Annotated in this window: 13 protein-coding genes and 1 tRNA gene; 10 read left to right on the forward strand and 4 right to left on the reverse strand. The window is 43.5% G+C overall.

Translation table 11 applies throughout. From position 1 onward, the window contains the following. Positions 1 to 336: 336 nt before the first annotated feature. Positions 337 to 900, reverse strand: a complete 564-nt coding sequence (locus SDE_RS07825) for a nitroreductase family protein (protein ID WP_011467977.1) — start codon at positions 898 to 900, stop codon at positions 337 to 339. Positions 901 to 1,032: 132 nt separating this feature from the next. Between SDE_RS07825 and gltX the strand changes: the two genes are divergently transcribed. Continuing rightward, positions 1,033 to 2,544 (forward strand): glutamate--tRNA ligase, encoded by a 1,512-nt coding sequence (gene gltX / locus SDE_RS07830; protein WP_011467978.1) that lies wholly within the window; start codon positions 1,033 to 1,035, stop codon positions 2,542 to 2,544. Between the two features lie 68 nt (positions 2,545 to 2,612). Further along, a tRNA-Ala gene (locus SDE_RS07835) sits at positions 2,613 to 2,688 on the forward strand. Between the two features lie 555 nt (positions 2,689 to 3,243). Here SDE_RS07835 and SDE_RS07840 read toward each other — a convergent pair. Further along, a complete protein-coding gene (locus SDE_RS07840) occupies positions 3,244 to 3,948 on the reverse strand; it encodes a hypothetical protein (RefSeq protein WP_011467979.1) in 705 nt (234 codons plus the stop codon). A 716-nt stretch (positions 3,949 to 4,664) separates the two neighbouring features. On the opposite strand from SDE_RS07840, the gene SDE_RS07845 reads away from it, so the two are divergent. From SDE_RS07845 to SDE_RS07860, 4 genes are all read left to right on the forward strand, one after another. Next, the gene (locus SDE_RS07845; protein ID WP_011467980.1) at positions 4,665 to 5,687 is read left to right on the forward strand and encodes a DUF4405 domain-containing protein; all 1,023 of its coding nucleotides are present in this window, start codon (positions 4,665 to 4,667) and stop codon (positions 5,685 to 5,687) included. A gap of 223 nt (positions 5,688 to 5,910) precedes the next feature. Further along, positions 5,911 to 6,732: an esterase/lipase family protein gene (locus tag SDE_RS07850; RefSeq protein ID WP_011467981.1), complete on the forward strand. Its 822-nt coding sequence runs from the start codon at positions 5,911 to 5,913 to the stop codon at positions 6,730 to 6,732. Next, on the forward strand, positions 6,729 to 7,697 hold the full coding sequence (locus SDE_RS07855; protein WP_011467982.1) for a hypothetical protein: 969 nt from the start codon (positions 6,729 to 6,731) through the stop codon (positions 7,695 to 7,697). The genes SDE_RS07850 and SDE_RS07855 overlap by 4 nt, the downstream gene beginning before the upstream one ends. Before the next feature lie 159 nt (positions 7,698 to 7,856). Continuing rightward, positions 7,857 to 8,453, forward strand: coding sequence for a sulfotransferase family protein (locus SDE_RS07860; protein WP_041325528.1), 597 nt, complete (start codon positions 7,857 to 7,859; stop codon positions 8,451 to 8,453). 126 nt (positions 8,454 to 8,579) lie between these two features. Here SDE_RS07860 and SDE_RS07865 read toward each other — a convergent pair whose 3' ends face one another. Beyond that, positions 8,580 to 9,353 carry a DUF481 domain-containing protein gene (locus SDE_RS07865; protein WP_011467984.1) on the reverse strand — a complete coding sequence of 258 codons (774 nt, stop codon included), beginning with the start codon at positions 9,351 to 9,353 and terminating at the stop codon, positions 8,580 to 8,582. Positions 9,354 to 9,689: 336 nt separating this feature from the next. On the opposite strand from SDE_RS07865, the gene SDE_RS21875 reads away from it, so the two are divergent. Next, positions 9,690 to 11,714, forward strand: coding sequence for a discoidin domain-containing protein (locus tag SDE_RS21875; RefSeq protein ID WP_011467985.1), 2,025 nt, complete (start codon positions 9,690 to 9,692; stop codon positions 11,712 to 11,714). A gap of 85 nt (positions 11,715 to 11,799) precedes the next feature. On the opposite strand, the gene SDE_RS07880 is transcribed toward SDE_RS21875, so the two are convergent. Further along, entirely contained in the window at positions 11,800 to 12,744 is a 945-nt protein-coding gene (locus SDE_RS07880; protein WP_011467986.1) for a hypothetical protein, read from the reverse strand. Between the two features lie 198 nt (positions 12,745 to 12,942). Here SDE_RS07880 and SDE_RS07885 point away from each other — a divergent pair, with 198 nt between their 5' ends. The 3 genes from SDE_RS07885 (at position 12,943) to SDE_RS21255 (ending at position 17,639) form a co-directional block, all read left to right on the forward strand. Further along, entirely contained in the window at positions 12,943 to 13,755 is an 813-nt protein-coding gene (locus tag SDE_RS07885; protein WP_011467987.1) for a helix-turn-helix transcriptional regulator, read from the forward strand. Between the two features lie 87 nt (positions 13,756 to 13,842). Beyond that, on the forward strand, positions 13,843 to 14,415 hold the full coding sequence (locus tag SDE_RS07890; protein ID WP_011467988.1) for a YbhB/YbcL family Raf kinase inhibitor-like protein: 573 nt from the start codon (positions 13,843 to 13,845) through the stop codon (positions 14,413 to 14,415). A 602-nt stretch (positions 14,416 to 15,017) separates the two neighbouring features. Further along, a complete protein-coding gene (locus tag SDE_RS21255) occupies positions 15,018 to 17,639 on the forward strand; it encodes a polysaccharide lyase family 7 protein (protein ID WP_011467989.1) in 2,622 nt (873 codons plus the stop codon). The last annotated feature ends 247 nt before the right edge of the window (positions 17,640 to 17,886 follow it).

Below are 17,886 nucleotides of genomic sequence, written 5' to 3' on the forward strand. Positions count from 1 at the left end.
GTCGTAATTATTAAGTTGGCAGCGTATCTAAACTGAGGGGTTAGCGCAAACTAACATAAGTTTTAAAAATAGATCTTTCGAATACAAAAAATTACAAACATGTATTTTTTGTGTCAGAAATATTGCAGCGTTTTGTGCGGTTTTTGATCGTTTACAAAGGCAAATGAAGAAGTGGAAAGAGGAAATGAAAAGGAGAGATGGAAAGAAGAAATAAAAAAGGGAAATAAAAAATGAATTGAAATTAGAGGAAAGCAGGAAGGGTAAGTGAAGGTGAAATATTTATTTCGAGAAAACCTTACATAAAAGAAGCGTGAACAAACACGCTTCTGTCACCTGTTACTCAAAATAACTCACCCTGTCTTCCAGCGCAGGTCGTTCTCGCTCACTAGGCGCTTGTGCGGCAGAGCCAACATAAATATACCCAGCAACACGCTCGTTTGCTTGCAGGCCGAGTAGGGCATCCACATCGGCATCATACGCGTACCACTCGGTTAGCCACTGGGCAACAAACCCTTGTGCATGGGCAGCGTGTAGCATATTCATGCACGCCGCACCGGCAGAAAGTACCTGCTCCCACTCGGGTACTTTATGTTCAATAGGGGCTGCTATAACAGCTACTACGCAAGGGGCACGGTTAAAGCGATCGGCTTCAAAAGCGAGTAACTTTTCACTGGCGTCTGTGTTTTTGCTAGCAAAAATTTTTGCTAGCGCGTCGCCAAAACGCGCGCGCGCATCGCCTTCAAACACCACAAAACGCCAAGGGCCTATTTTGCCGTGGTCTGGCACGCGGTGACCGGCTTTCAAAATTACATCTAATTGGTCGCGATTTGGCCCAGGGGCAATCATGTCTTTAGCGGTAACCGAGCGACGGGTTAATAAAGCATCAATAACAGGGTGCATAAAATTTGGTCTCTTTTGTCGGTTAATGAAAGAATTGCAGCGCAGTTTACCCAGCTAAGCGCAAAGGCTCCAGTTAATGTGGAATTAGCGTATAATCGCGCCCTAGATTTCACATATGCAAGAGGCAATACAATGACTGTACGCACCCGAGTCGCGCCATCGCCCACCGGCGACCCCCACGTAGGCACAGCCTACATCGCGCTGTTTAACCTGTGCTTTGCCCGTAAACACGGCGGCCAATTTATATTGCGTATAGAAGACACCGATCAAAGCCGGTCTACGCCTGAATCTGAACAGGCCATTTTAGATTCTTTACGTTGGTTAGGTTTAGAGTGGGACGAAGGCCCAGACGTTGGCGGAGCTGCAGGCCCATATCGTCAAAGTGAGCGCAAAGAAATATACGCCCAATACGTGCAGCAGCTGCTGGATGCAGGCCATGCCTTTAAATGCTACCGCACCACCGAAGAGCTAGATATGTTGCGTGCCGCACGTAAAGAAGCGGGCATACACTCAGCGCTTAAGCAAAGCGATCTAATGCTAACCGAGCAAGAGCAAGCCGAGCGCGAAGCCGCCGGTATTCCCTATGTGGTACGCATGAAAGTGCCAGAAGAAGAGGGCGCCTGCCAAGTAACCGATTTGTTGCGCGGTAATATCGATTTAGATTGGAGCATGGTTGATGCTCAAATTCTAATGAAATCCGACGGCATGCCAACCTACCACTTGGCCAACGTGGTAGACGATCACTTAATGAAAATTACCCACGTTATTCGCGGTGAAGAGTGGATTAACTCGGCCCCCAAACACATATTGCTATACCAATACTTTGGCTGGGATGTGCCCGTATTTTGCCACTTGCCGCTACTGCGCAACCCAGATAAAACCAAGCTAAGTAAGCGTAAAAACCCAACCAGTATTCTGTATTACAAGCAAGCAGGTTACTTGCCAGAGGCCTTAACCAACTATTTGGGGCGTATGGGCTGGTCTATGCCGGATGAGAGCGAGAAGTTCTCTATTCAAGAAATGCTCAACCACTTCGATATCGCCCGTGTATCGCTAGGTGGCCCAGTATTCGATATAGAAAAGCTTAACTGGCTAAACGGCTTATGGATTCGTGAAGACCTAGACGACGCAGCATTGGCGCAGCGCCTAGTAGATTGGAAATTCAACCAAGATAACTTGCTAGCGGTTATTCCCCACGTTAAACAACGTATGGAGACCCTAGGCGACTTTTTACCCATGGTAAGCTTCTTAGCGGCAAATACCCTAGGCATTACCGAAGAGAGCTTTAAGGGTAATAAGCTAGACCTAGAAGACCAGAAAAAGGTGCTGCAGTTTGCCCTGTGGCAGCTAGATACCATGCGCACATGGGAGCGAGACGACATATTCGCAACCCTAAAAGGCTTAGCCGATGGTATGGGTATAAAGCTAAAAGACTTCTTGGCACCGTTATTTGTGGCTATTTCTGGCTCTACCGCGAGCTTTTCGGTAATGGATGCCATGGTGCTACTGGGCAGCGACCTAAGCCGAGCACGTTTACGCGTAGCCGTAGAAGTATTAGGCGGAGCCGGTAAAAAGGTGCTTAAGCGCTACGAGAAAGAATTTGCGGCATTATCGCAATTAAACGAAGAAAGCGACGCGGAATAGTTGACAGCCCAAGAGGCACTGCATACAATGCGCGCCTCTTGTGTGGCAATGCCCGCAAGCCCAAATTTGGGGCCTTAGCTCAGCTGGGAGAGCGCAACACTGGCAGTGTTGAGGTCAGCGGTTCGATCCCGCTAGGCTCCACCAAATAAAAAACCTCGCTCGCAAGAGCGGGGTTTTTTTAATGTGGGGTACTGTAAGCGACAGTCCGAGGAGGGATTGAGCCTAGCTCATCAATCTGCGTGGTGTTTACCCCGCAACCCACTTTCTAGCATTTCCTTTATATTTGAGCTTAATCTTCAACCATGTCTAAAAGGTGCCGATTCGGCTATTTATACTGCCAAGCCTCTCTACTAGCAATGTCATTGCGTCGATAAGCCGACAGATCTTATATTCACTTCTGTGTATGCTGGATGGCAAATATCCACTTTCGTTTGATTAGATAAGTGGGGGGGAGTTGTATTGCCTTTAGTGTGGGTGGAGGCAGGAGATTAAACTAAAGTTCGCAAAATTGTTAAAGTGATATTTTCTGAATCTTTATGGTGGGCATTGCCCACCAGTATATAGAGTGCCTGAGATTGTTTTAAATTCACGCTTTTAGTTGGCGCGAAAACTATCTATGGTAATGCGTAAACACGAAAAGCGGTGGTTTTAGTTCAGCATATGTGATTATTTACCAAGGCATATCTTCTAATGGTCGATCTATTGCCGACGGATAGTGTCGAATATTAGTTCAGAATAAAAAGCTGAAATGGCTTTTCCATTATAGGTTGCTGGAATAAATTTTTGGTTTTTAAAAGATTCTTCTAGGTATTTGGTACACTTATCTCCAGCGTTGTCGCCTTCTACTGCGACACTGCTTACAGTTCCTAATTCCGAGATGACAGCATTCACAGTTATATGCTTGTTATAGCTGCATCCGGCACCAAATATTCCTCCTGGAACACTATATCTTTGAGGGGAGGTATAATCTACTCCGTATTTATCTACTTCTAAACCGGAGTTTCCGATGACTTCGATCGAGGTGGCCGAGCCTTTTTTAATGAAAAGAACATAATACTGAAAGTATACTGGTCTAGCGGTTCCATTAACTCTAGCTGGATTGAAAACGGATTTACTGGCTGCTCGATTAATCATGCTTACGAATGGGAAGTGTACGCCGCCTTCTTCGTAGCAGAAATTATGGTCCACTTTCCCGTTTCGCTTAATAACTGCGTCACATCTAATTACAACCGCTATATCTTCCTTTGATTTTTCATGTTTTCTAGGGAATTTAATTAATTTTTCAATCGACATTCTCGAATCTTTTATGCTGGCGGGAACAAATTCCTCTAATGTATTATCATCGTTGGGGAATGTTGGTAAGGAAAAAACTAGAAAAGCTAATGGGATTATGTGCTTTAGCATGATTGTACCAGCTTGAATGGTTGGAAAGTTACTTGTGGTTGTGAAGAAAAGTTTGGCGTTTAAATTGTTGTTGGTGAAAATATATCACAGAATTCTAAAATAGAATTGTCATGAACGCTAGTTTTGTGATGATTATGAGATATGTACTTCCTATGCTGTCGGAAAAATAGGTGTTATAAAAGTTTATGTTAAATAATGGAGCTAAGCGGTTGTTTAGCGCCTTGCACCCTCAAGTACTAAAGAATTATTTCGAGCTGTGACTATCGCTTCGCTCGCAAGACGTTGAAAAGAAGGTTGCAGAACTTTTGAGGTAGCCAGATACTGAAGGGTATTGATTCAAAAATATTTTTTGAGCTGAATTGTAAGTAGGAAACCTTATTTTCACTTTGTGCTGATAGGTCTTGGTATGTGCAAATTACTACTTCTCGAGCACTGTACTATTTCTAGCTATTACCATTTAGGCTCACGCCGCTACTTGTCTAACTCACGCCAAATTTTTTGATTGTTCAAAGTCAAAATTGCCGCGTAGCTACCCCTTCTAATGCACAATTCTTGCACATTTCTAACATTGTTCTTACTTTATTGTTACTCACAATGGCTTAACATTATGGCTGCTTAAGCTTGCAATAGTGTTTTGGGTAACCTTACCTGAATATGGAATTTTCCAAGTGGTGCTTTGCCTGCACTAGTTAATAAGGAATAAAAAGAGAAATATCATGAATATACGGTCCATTGCCACCATCACCCTTTCTGTTGCTTTCTTCGTATTAGTTGTGAGCGGTATTTTGTTGTACGCAACACCTTACAATTTTTGGACTGGCTCTCTGCATGTGTGGGGCGCTATTTTATTTTTGGTGTGTATTGTTTGGCATATTAAGCACAATGCAAAAACGTACAAAAACCATATGAGTAAAAAGCCGGGTAGGTGGGCAATGGGGGCGGCGGTTTTTGGTGTTGTGCCTATTGCAATTGCTTTGGGTTTGAATTTGCCGCCGGTTTATAGCGTTGTACAGTTTGGTTACGATTTAAAAACATCCGCAGAGCCACCTAAGCGGGAATATACCATTGTGGATTTAACCAAAGACAATAGCGCCCCTAAACTTAGCGTATTTTTTAAAGCGGGCTCTTCGTACGAGTCTGAACCGCAGCCGATATTTTTGAATATTTCCTATACCAGCGTGCCTCAAATTGTAGTGTGGATGGAAACCTTAGATGGTGAGTATGTGGATACATTGTATGTTACGGGTAAAACGTCTAACTCTAGCTATCGCACGAGCGATGAAGAGCCCGACGTAGTGAGAAGGCCAGAAGCGTTACCCTACTGGAGCCATAAGCGCGGAGTTGTGGCGAGTGACGGGTTGTATATGCCAGAGCACAATAATACAGATTTCGATGGTATTACCGCTGCTACACCTAAGGTAGATTATCAGGTAGATATGCCTTTGCCCAGTACGGGGCAATATAAGTTGATGGTTGAAGTGAACCGCTCTTACGATTTTAATGAGTACTACAGTAAAACCCGTTTCCCTGATGATACTGTGTATAGCGGGCCTGGGTCCTCTGGACAGCCATCGTTAGTGTATGAAGCGATTGTAAACTCTGCTAAAGCAAAGCAATTTATATTTAATTTAGTTGGACACGGACATCATTCAGGTAAAGATGGTGTGCTTTACCGCGGCCTAGAAAATATTACTACGGCCAAAAATATATTGGATTTTATTGTCGCTACATTAGATTAATGTATGCGATAGAAACCTGAATTAAAGACTGAAAAAAGTGTATCTGCAAGTTTATGTATCTCTGCTAAGGCCCTCGTTGTTGATAGTTAACTAGGTGTTTGTGAAGCCTAGAGGTGCTATTAGGTGTCAATTTGGCCGGAGATACGATTTAAGCTGCTTGTTTCTGATAGTTCTATTGGTTATGTTAGGTAGCTATATTAATCTAGATTAAAGGAGCTGTTGCATGCAGACTCATTTGTTGCCTAAATTACTTAAGGGCGGCATCTCTGCAACTGGAGAGGCGCGGGTCATGTTCTCGATGAAGCCCAATCGAAAAGCTATTGTGTTTATCCATGGATTTAATGGGAATGCAATTAAGACTTGGGCAGATTTTCATGAGCTCTTACCCAATTCGCCCAAAAGTGAAGGTCGTGATATTTATTTTTATGGCTACGATGGTTTAAGGTCAGAATTAATAGCTAGCGCGGCTATATTTGGCAATTTTCTAAACCAATTGTTTAATAATATTACCCCAATACTAAAAGACAATTTATCGCAACCTGCGCAACGCTCTTCAAGCTTTGCTTATGATGAAATTCTTATTGTGGCGCATTCGTTGGGGGCTGTTATTTCTCGACGAGCATTATTAGATGCGCCCAAAAGGGGATTTGATTGGGGTAATAAAACAAAACTTGTTTTATATGCTCCAGCACATATGGGGGCAAGGGTAGTAGCTTTAGCCATTGAGACTTCAAGTGCAATTCCAATACTAAAGTACTTTTGTTCATTGGTACGTTTTTCATCCCCATTGGTAGAACAGCTTCAGCCTGGTTCTGCTGTGTTGCAAGCTCTAAAGGCCGATACATTGTCTGCAATTGTTAATAGTAAAAATAAACATTTGGTGGCAAAGAAAGTCATTATCGCCGAATACGAAAAGATTGTTAGCAATGATACTTTTGCCGGTGATCCTCCGCCTGTTGCAATTCCTGGAGTGAATCATATTGGTGTATGCAAACCTACAAAAAGTTTTAACTCGCCACTGCTTCATCTGGAGGATTGTTTATGAATATTAAACAGGCCAATTATGAAGAGTTAATTGCTACCTATTACGAAGAGTCAGATGCGAAATCTGTAGTGGTTGAGCTTGCGAAATTAATTGATGAAGGTGATGAAAACAAAATTAATTGGTTGCTTCGGGATTATCATGTCGCTGCGGTTGTTGATAAGTCTGAAATATTGTTTCGAAGAAGGGCCGATAAGTTCATGAAATGTTGCTCTGTTATAGAGGTGGCGGCTCTAGCGGACTTTATCCCAGATGTGGCTACAAGCGAATTTGCTGGAGAAATTAAAGATGTTCTATTGCATCAGTCTGTGAAGCCATACTACACGGAATTTTATCCAGAGTATTTGCCTCAAGAGCTGTCGAAGAGGATGGAAGGCGTATATAACATAACGGAAGATATCTCCGATTCTGAGGCATATAGAATTATGCTTTCTTTTTTGGAGTTGGATCAGCATTTCGAAGAGAATTTAGCCAATGGATATTTACTAAGGTTGTTGGACTCGTTCACTATAACAAAAAAGAGGCGTAGTATAGGAGTTAAAGAAACAGTTAGATTTAAAGACTTGGTTGCTTTAATGCATTCTCCACAAAAATTTATTGATAGCTTGTTTATGGATGTAAGGAAGCAGGGCGTGTTGGAAAAGGCGGTAAATGAATTTTCTTTGTTTATCCAGTTTTGTTTCGACTTAACCGATCTATTAAAGCTTTGCGATAATTACCCCCTAATACAGCGTGCAATTTGGAGTTGCTATAGTTATTGGTTTGGTGTTCTGGGCGAAAAGCTTGAGGCCAAACTAGGTAAAGCTTTAGATGGATTTTTATCGTGGGTACCCCCAGGTGATTTAGAGATAAATGCGGATGAAGCTATTGCTGATATACAAAAATATGTGGGAGAGGCGCGTTCCGTTTTGGTGGGTTTGGTTTCTTATCGAAATAGATATGACTCAATAGCGCTAAACAGTATTTAATAATTCTATACTTTTTTCTGCTGGTACGCTCGAGCTGTTCTTCTTAAATAGTATGGCTAGGCGAGTTGAGGTGGTCTGCTTCAAATCCTTGGGTGAGTATTTTTGATGATTGTTTTGAGCTGGCTGGCAATACCTACTATACGAGATCGGTTGGTTGTTATGTCTAAAATATTTATTTTAAGCCTACCTAGAACCGGCACCACAAGCACGTGTATTTATCTGCTTGAGAGCGGTTATAAAGTTGCTCACACCGCGTTTAATGAAGCTGCATTTGAGTTGGCAGAAGTGGTTGCCGACACGCCTGTATTTATCGACTACGCAAGCTTGTATTCGCGATACCCAAATTCCAAATTTATTTACTTGCAACGCCCTGAGGGAGACTGGTTGGAGTCTATTCGAAGGTTGTTGCTTAGTATGCGCAAGCGATGGCTAGCCGATAGCAATTTTTTTGAAAGTGATATTAAGCGCTGCTTTTTGGCGGCGTTTCCAGAGTTCTGTTCAAAAAAAGAATTTAGTAATGAGTATTTACTTTCTTGCTATCGTAAGCATCAAATAGCTGTGGATAGGTTCTTTAACGATAAGCCCGAGCAGCTATTAAGGGTAGATATAACCCAGCTCGGTGCAGGTGAAAAAATCCTGAAGTTTTGCGGTAAAGCTCTCGGTGGTTCATCGAATGAGTTACCGCATGTAAATAAAGGGCGGCGTATTACTTACTGGGAAACTATTGAGCACCCAAATAAAGTATTCTCTAAATAAAAGGGGTTCTAGCTATTTTTTCTGGCTACGCCCCGGGGTTTTTAGGCATTCGCGTGCTCCTCGGATTTGAATCCACGTAGGTTTGGAGTGTTGGCCCTATAGAAATACCTCTAGGGCCAGCACGTGTTAAAAGTTGTATGCCAAAGAGGTGAAGTAAGAGTGATCTACATGCTCTAACTCGCCTACTGGTTTGCTATCGTATTGCGTTTCTAGGGTAACTTTTAATGCGAGTTTTTCACTAATTTTTACGGTAAACGCAAGGTTGTTATACGCGTAGCTATCGGCAATGTCGCCTAAGCGAGGCTGCCAGTAAAGTGTGTTGCTGAACGATGTGCTTTGGGTAAGCTGTTTGGCGTAATTTATATAGCTGTTGGCGCGGGCATATTGTTCTTCGCGCTCTTCGTCGGTTGCGGTTTCTGGCAGGTTGTATACTTCTTGGGTGTAATATGCGCCTAATCCAAAATTAAATAAGTAATCGTCGTCTTTTTGCGATACTTTAAATCTGGCGCCTGCACCAATAAGTGCTCTGGAATCCAAAAGCTTAAATGTATCCTCTTGGTACTGCACAAATCCTTCAATGGCTAGCTTGTTGGAGTTGTGGTGAATGTAACGCTGATGGATAAATTTATTATCTGTATCTTTAACTTTATTACTTTCACCGTATTCTGCACTTGCTGATGTTAGCCATTGGTGTGCACCTGCTCGGTAGCTAAGTTGGCCAGCTATGCTGTGGGTTTGCCTGTTACTGTTACCCGATTTGCCTTTTAAAGATAATTCAATATTCCCGTGTAACCCATCTTGTTCACCTTGTTTGTGAAGATACTCCATATTTGTAATGGCTGCTGCTGTAGCGCTGTGTAATGCCGCGGCTGCAATAATTGCTTTGATAAAAGTTCGCATAATTTACTGGGAATTCCTGATTGTAATTTGTTTGAAAATATTAAGCGTGTAAGCGGGAGAGGCGTTGATTGTTGCCTGCCATTGGCAGGTGGCTGGTATGTGTCGCCCTTGTGGGGCTGGCATCATAAAGAAAGCGGTATTGTGCTGCAAGGATCATTTAGGCGCCTAAGTGGAGATGCAGGAGACAGTGCTTTTTATTACCGGCTGACCGATATACAAATTGGAAGACAATGTAATTAAATATTAGTGTAACCAAACGTATCGGCGTGTTACATTTCTCTACGATGTTACCGGATAGGTAACACGCTAATTAAAATTACATAGCGGAGATTTGTTGTGAAAATCATACGGTTGCTTGTTTTGTGTTTGGGGGTAGTAAGTTCTGTGGTTGCGGTAGCTAGTAGCTCAGAGCCACATGATGAAGGTAATGCATTAGAGAGTGCATTGTGGGATACGTTAACTATTCCTGTGTGCTGGGAGAATCCAGAGGCTTTTCCTGTAGAAGAGCAAGCTTGGGTAAGAAAAGCGGTTGAGCGTACTTGGGAGCAGGAGTCATTAGTCCGCTTCACCGGTTGGGGCGAGTGTGGGGCGAACGATGATGGGATACGTATTTTAGTGGATGATGTTGGGCCGCATGTTAAGCAGCTAGGCTCGCGTTTGGATGGCTATGTTAATGGCATGGTACTAAACCATACATTCCAAAATTGGGGCACCAGCTGCAGTTACCGTCGTCAATATTGTGCAGAAGTGATTGCAGTTCATGAGTTTGGTCATGCTCTAGGCTTTGCCCATGAACAAAACAGAGATGACACCGATGATATGTGCGCGGCCGAGGCGCAGGGTACTGACGGCGACATTTATGTCGGCGCCTGGGACTTGGATTCGGTTTTAAACTATTGCAACCCTGAGTGGAATGGCGCGGGCAATCTAAGCGATACCGATATAGAGATGGTTCAGCTGTTTTACGGTCAGCCCATTGAAACGTCTGGTAACGAGCCTGTAGCTATTTGTAGTGTTAGCGCCAGTTCAAGCGATGGCAATATTGCAGAAAATACGCTAGACGGCGATTACGCTACGCGTTGGTCTGCAAACGGCGACGGCGAGTGGATACAATTTAATTTGTGTGAAAGCCAAGTCGCGGATCGTGTCGAGTTAGCTTGGTATAAGGGAGATACTCGCTCAAGTACCTTCTCTATTGAGTATATAACTACCGATGGTTACGTTTGGTATACCACGCCTGTTCGTCGATATTCTTCCGGTGCTTCGCTAGGCTTGGAATCTGCGTCATTTACTGCAGCTGAAATTCAGTCCTTGCGTATTACTGGCTACGGCAACTCGTCTAACACTTGGAATAGTATTACCGAAGCGGTAATTTATACTCCAAGCGCTGGGCTAGATTACCCTAACTTAGTTGCACCTACAGATGTGGCGGCTACGGTAACAGGGCAATCGCAAATTACTATTTCATGGGCAGATACTAATAGCGAAGAAGAAAGCTATTTTGTTGAGGCGCGTATTGGTGGCAACGATTTTTTCGCTATAGGTCTTACTGAGGCGAACGCAACATCTTATACGCATACCGACCTTATTGCTGAAGGCCTTTACGAGTATCGTGTTACTGCCGTAAGCGGCATTATTCGCTCAAACTTTGCAGCTGCAAGTGTATATTTTCAACCTGCAGGCGGCTCGCAGGCTAATCTTGTGCGCCCAGAAAACTTCACTGTAACAGCTAATGCGCAAGGGCAAATAGCACTAAGTTGGGTGGATGTAAGTGAAGGCGAAGAGGGTTATACCTTAGAGTATAAGCTTAGTAGTGAAGCTGAATTTACTGTAATTGAGCTAGCTGCGAATGCCGATTCTGCAATTGTTAGCGATTTGGCTGCGGGTAGTTACTATTTTCGTGTAAGCAGTTATTTCGGCAACAATGCTTCTGAATACAGCGAGCTTTTGGTTACTGTGTTTGCATCAGAAGCGACTATTGTGCCGGTTGATGTTTATGCATCTAGTGATGATGGCAATGTGGCAAGCAATGTTTTTGATAATGATTACTCTACGCGATGGTCGGCTTTTGGTGTAGGTGAGAATTTAACCATTGCGCTGGGGGATAATTATCTCGTTACCGATATGCGCATAGCGTGGTACAAAGGTGATCAACGTCAAACCCGCTTTCAGGTAGAGGTGAGTGATGATAACCAAACCTGGGTGCAAGTGTTTGATGGGATTAACTCGGGTGAGTCGTTAAGTTTAGAGACGACGTTTGGCGGTGATTATCGCGCAAGCTATATTCGAATTATCGGTTTGGGTAATGAGTTTAATAACTGGAACAGTATTACTGAGGTAAGCATTAAAGGGCACCTCTAGATTAGTTATTAATTAGTTATTGATTGGGTATAAGTTACGCAGAAAGGGCGGCCTTACAGGGGCGCTCTTTTTTGTGATTACTTCTCTATAAATACGATAGGTCTAGCAGGGGGGTGAGCACATCTAGCCAAAGTGATTTATTATTTAGTGGTGTAGCTTCGGGTAAATAGGGGTTGGGTAGGCTAAATAATTTTCTGTTTTCTAGCTTCGCTTTGTTTAGCGCTTCTTTAACTAATTCATCGTTAAAAAAATAGTTGTCGAAGCTTCCATCGGCAATCGCTTGATTTAGCCCAGCTTCTATTATTGCCGCCAATTCGGGCTGGTGAGGCGAAACAAAAAGATAGGCTGGCATGGGGTAGGCAATAACCAAGCTTTGCTCTATGGCGAGCGTATCGCCATTTAATTCTCGTAACTCGCCCCAAGGTTCCATTACGCCACGCGGTAGCATATCGAACCGTTTTGCTTCAAGCATGTTATATAGCTTGTGAATATCGCTTGCGGTAATAACGGAAAAACCAGCGTCTTTTAGTATAAGAGTGTCAGACCAGTCAGAGCCCTGGCCAACGGTAAAGCGCTTTAAATCATCTAAGTTATTAACATGTAAAAAGTGGGGTTGATCCTGTTTGCGTATTACGGCTAGGCGAACGCCAAGCAACCCTTTGTATATAGGTATCCTAATGGGGATAAGGTTGACTTCTAATTCAGGCTTTGTGGCGGCCCATAGTAGTGATGATTTGTCCTGTTCTACCAACTGCGCTTCACGTTTTTGGCTGCAGGTTAGGTAATCTTTAGAAAGGCTGTAGGTGGCATCGCTATAGCTAAACGCGAGTTTTACTAAGCCTTCTGTATATTCGTTGCCCCTTACTTTTCCGCTACCGCAACTTTTGTGAATATTAAAGTGCAGGCAAGCTTGGGGCGCTGCGTGGGCGGCTGCGGGTTGTAAGCCGCAGGCTAGCGCCGTAATGGCAGTAATGACGAGTTTGGCCGCCTTGAATACGTTGGCGTTATGCGAACCAAGTCTATTCAGCAAGTGTTTATATTCCTACGTTAGGTATTTAATTTTTCTTGGTGTTGAATCGGTATTGTTTGTTACCGATTAAGCGACGGCTGGGTATTAGCGTTCCTTGTTAAGTGTAGCAGGCAAATAAGGGAGTATGCGCCTGTGCGGTGTATGTTAAATTACCTAATTGAATGCCAAACTCAATTATTATGAGAGCTATGAACCCATATGCAAAAACTTAAGTATGCTGCAAAGCTTGCTACTGCCGAAAATACGGCACTACCCTTTGCTGTTTATACGTCGCTCAAAGAGCAAACGATATTAAATGTGCCAATTGTTAAGCCCTTACTTGTTTTCGTGTTAGATGGTTGTAAAAAGCTGGGTGCTAACGGAGATGTGCGATGTGTAAATGGTCGTTTTGTTTTTTTATCTAACGGTACTAAAATTGATATGCGGAATATTGCTGAAAGTGATGAATATTTTGCGCTGCTAATAGAATTTGACTATACAGATTTCAATTGCCTTCATCAAAAGGCTGTAAATATTAATGCTGCGCCATACTTTTTGGGGGAGATAACCCCTCTTTTAGAGGGCACGCTACAGCAATTTATAGAGTGGGCAGCAATTGCACCAGCTGAACTTTGGCATATTCGCAGGCAGGAGCTTTTGCAAACGCTGTTTCATTTAGGGTATACGCAAGTGTGCTCTATTGCCGGGGCTCCAAGCCTTAGCGCTAAAGTTCACGCCATTATAAGTACAGATTTAACCTACGATTGGACAATGGATGTTATTACCCAAAAGCTCGCGATGAGCGAGTCCACTATTCGCCGCAAGCTTACTGCTGAAGGCACAAGTTTGCAGGCTGTTAAAGATAGTGCCCGGCTAAGTTTTGGGTTGCATCAGGTTCAGTCTACTTTTCAACCCATTAACCATATTGCAGAGCAGTGCGGTTACTTATCTCAATCTAGGTTTACCAATAAGTTTAAGCAGTTGTTTGGTGTTACACCTACGGCGTTAAGAAAAACACGCTTGAGCGATTAGGGCGAAAGTTTGAATGTTTTGCCTGTAAATAAAAGGGTAAACCTTAATTACAATAACCCCACTTTCTACAACAATAGTGAGGTTACTATGAAAAAATCATTCATTCGGGCTTTCGCCAATACCGCAATAACGGCTGTAGCTTTTAGCGTGAGCTGCGCGGTGTATGCTGGCTCACTTGTGCTTACTAGTAGTGATATAGGCGATGGTAAGCATATGGCCAAAACGCAGGAGTATACGGGGTTTGGTTGTGCTGGTGGCAACTTGTCCCCCCAGCTTAGCTGGCGTGGTGCGCCAGAGGGCACAAAAGCATTTGCATTACTGGTGCACGACCCCGATGCGCCTACAGGCAGTGGGTGGTGGCACTGGCAGGTGGTTAACATTCCCGCCGGTACCACGTCGCTACCCGCTGGCGCGGGGGCGGTGAATAGTAAGTTGTTGCCAAAAGGTGCTTCCCAAAACACTAACGATTATGGTGAGAAAGCCTTTGGCGGTGCTTGCCCACCGGTTGGCCACGGCGTGCATCGCTATAGATTTACTTTGCATGCTTTGTCCAAACCACTAGAGCTACCTGAAAATGCTTCAGCCGCTTTAACTGGGTATATGGTTAAAGCGCACACTATAGAGGAAGCAACAATAGAGGCCTTGTACAAACGCGACTAACTTTTTTACGTGACAGCTGTGTTGGAGTGGTTGTCACGTAATTCCCGCTTTTATCGTCCCTTTTTATTTCTTTCTTATCCATTCGCGACCACCTCAAACATGGGCAGCTTTTGAATTGGTTGTGCATACGGTGAAAATTGGTTAACAATTTAAATAAAATATTTTTTTGGTAATAACATAATGTTGTTTTCTGCGTCGTACTCCTTTACCAATTTGTATTTAATTTGGTATATGCATTTTTAAAATATTCCTATTCATTTTTAATCAGTAATCAATATAGGCTTGGATATTATAATTCTTAAATTATTTAATCGTTAAGCTACTATTCATCACAAGACCAACAAAAAATAAAAGGAGGTGATGATAGTAAGAGCGCTGGTTTACATTTGATAAAAATAATAACAACAACCAATAAATTTATATTGGAATTTTTTGTAGCCAAGTTAGATCAAGTCCTTTTCTAATTAGTAGAATATTTTACAAACATTTTTCTTCTTGTTTTAAGAGGGTGGGGTCTTATTGTCTGCAGATTTCTTAGAAATGGATTTATGTACTAACAAAAAACAATGCATCTAACCAGAAAAGATTTTAAGGAAATAATAATGAGAAACAAGAAAATACCCAGGTTACCCAGTGTATTTATGGCTGTTTTTACGCTGTTTTTTGCGTTTTCAGCTTATGCAATAGAACCGATTGCACTTAGTGCGAGCGGTGATGATGGCAACGGCCCAAATAATACGTTAGATAATAATTTAGGCACGCGTTGGTCGGCGAACGGCAATGGCGTATGGATTGAATATGACTTCGGAGCAGAAGTTACAATGGGAGCGGTTGAGATAGCCTTCTATAAGGGCGATCAACGCAGTGCCACATTTGAAGTGCAAAGCTCGCTAGATGGAGCAAGTTGGGATGTTAATTTAAACACATTCTCAAGCGGTTCAACTTTGGCTATGGAACCCTATACGCTAAATGTTCAGGCGAGATACTTCCGAATAGTTGGTTATGGAAATACAAGTAATACTTGGACGAGCATTACTGAAGTGAACTTCGTGGAAGGGGATGGCCCAATTCCACCCGAGCCCCCTGTAGAAGGGCAGCTAGATGTACATTCTGTGGTTGCAAGTAGTGATGACGGGAATGTAGCGAGTAACACTCTAGATGGCTCGCTAAGTACGCGCTGGTCGGCGAATGGGAATGGTCAAACCATTACTTACAATTTGGGCAGTATGCAATTGGTAAAAAGTGTGAGCATGGCTTTTTATAAAGGCGATCAGCGAAGCGCTACTTTCGATATTCAAGTAAGCCCAGATGGATCTAATTTTTCCACTGTGTTTAGCGGGGAAAGCTCGGGTAACACGCTTGCGTTGGAAGAGTTTGATATACCCAATATGCCTGCACAATTTGTACGTATTGTAGGGTACGGTAACAGCGCTAACTCTTGGAACAGCATTACAGAAGTAGAAATATATGGCGGTGGTGATATTAGCAATGTGCCTCCTGTTGCCAGCTTTGATATTGATGACGAAGTTTCGATTGATGTGGCGTTAGTTTTCGACGGTTCGAATTCCTTTGACCCCGATGGCGGCAGCTTAGCTTCATACAGTTGGGATTTTGGCGATGGCAGCGATGCAACCGGGGCAGTGGTTAACCACACATACAGCGCTGGCGGTAGCTATATTGTTAGCTTAACTGTAACTGACGATGAAGGGGATAGCGCAACGGCTACCCATGCCATTACTGTTGACGACAATAAAGAACCGCCTGTTGTGGTGATTGGCGCACCCGCAAGTACCGCGCCGAATGTTGTGCTAAATATTGATGGTAGTGCTTCGTTTGACCCTGATGGCGGTAACCTTGCAAGCTACTTATGGGATTTTGGCGATGGCACGTCCAGCTCGGACGTAGCGCCGCAAAAATCGTATAGCTCAGATGGTGTGTTTGAATTGTCTTTAACTGTAGTCGATGATGAAGGTGAATCTACAACGGCAACTCAAACTATTCGAGTGAGTTCGGTTAACCCAGACTTTGAATTGTGGCCACTAGTGAATGCGAGCTTTGAGCTTAGCACTTCAGAAGGTGGTTGGTTAGAGGTCGACCCTGCAAACGTTGTATCCATGAATGGTACTTCTAATCCACAGCCACCTGAAGGCGGTAGGTTATTAGTTATCGACGGCGATGGCGGTATTATCAAGCAGGCGATTTATAAGCCTATTGCCGGCCACGTATACGAAATTACAGCTTATGTGTATGGCCACGGTACCATCGGCATACAAGATTTAGGCTCCGATAACGTATACGAAACCAGTACGGCGCACGGCAACAGCTGGCAACAAATTTCTGTAACCTATGTGTCTACGGGGTCACCGGCAATGCTTTACGCCAAGTATGGCCCAGGCTCTGGCGATTCTTATTTTGATGTTTTCGACGCGAAAGATATTTCAACCGCCGAAGATTTGAGTAAGCAACCTCCTGCACCAATAATGCGTTATGCCTCACAAGTTATCGATCTTTCTTGGTGGAAAATTACATTGCCAATTAACAATGCAATGGAAATTTACACCCCAGAACTTTTAACTTACGAAATAGACCCTTGGTTTAAATTAGTTGAGGATGAGGACGGGTATGCAGTGCAATTCCGTGCGAATCATGGTGGCTCTACAACAGGTGGTTCATCCAACCCGCGCAGTGAATTGCGTGAATTAACCCAAAATTATCATTACCGTAATTCAAAAAGTGCAGCAGCTTGGAGTAATACAAGCGGTACGCATGAGATGTGGATTAAGCAAAAAGTTACCCACTTAACTTACGTAAAACCACATGTAGTTGTTGGGCAAATTCACGATAGTGGCGACGATGTTACCGTGTTCCGAGTAGAAGGGCACCTAGGGCAAGGCGGTGACTGGGATAACAATGGCACTGTTGGGGTAATGGATACCCACGCAAACATATGGATTACAAACGGCAACGATCGCCATGGTTACCTTGTGGATGATAATTACGAGCTAGGTACAGTGTTTACCGTTAAGTTTATAGCGCGAGATGGCAAGGTGGAATATGAGTACAACGGCCGTAAACTCGATTATGTGCACGAGGAAAGCTTCTCTGGCGCATACTTCAAGCTAGGCAACTACACGCAATCTCATAACGGTACAGCACCCGGCGAAACGGATGACGCCTATGCAGAAACCTATGTTTACGACTATTACATAAAGCACACCGAGTAATGCTTTAGGGGCGCTCTTCGGGGCGCTCCTCCTTTTTGTCCTGCTATGCAACCCCGCTTTCTTCCTACCTGTCTGCTCAGCTTGTGCTAGGCGTTAAATTACCGTGTTGGTAAAACGGTTTTTCTTTGCATGCTTTGCTTGTGTGGTTAATACCCGCTATTGGCGCTCCCTTACGGCACGGTAAAAGTGACTGAATAAAGTAAGTACTGATGGCGTTAGTTGGTCTAGCCGTTGGCTTTTCAAGCGC

The sequence above is a fragment of the Saccharophagus degradans 2-40 genome (genome assembly GCF_000013665.1).
In the GTDB taxonomy this organism is placed as follows: domain Bacteria; phylum Pseudomonadota; class Gammaproteobacteria; order Pseudomonadales; family Cellvibrionaceae; genus Saccharophagus; species Saccharophagus degradans.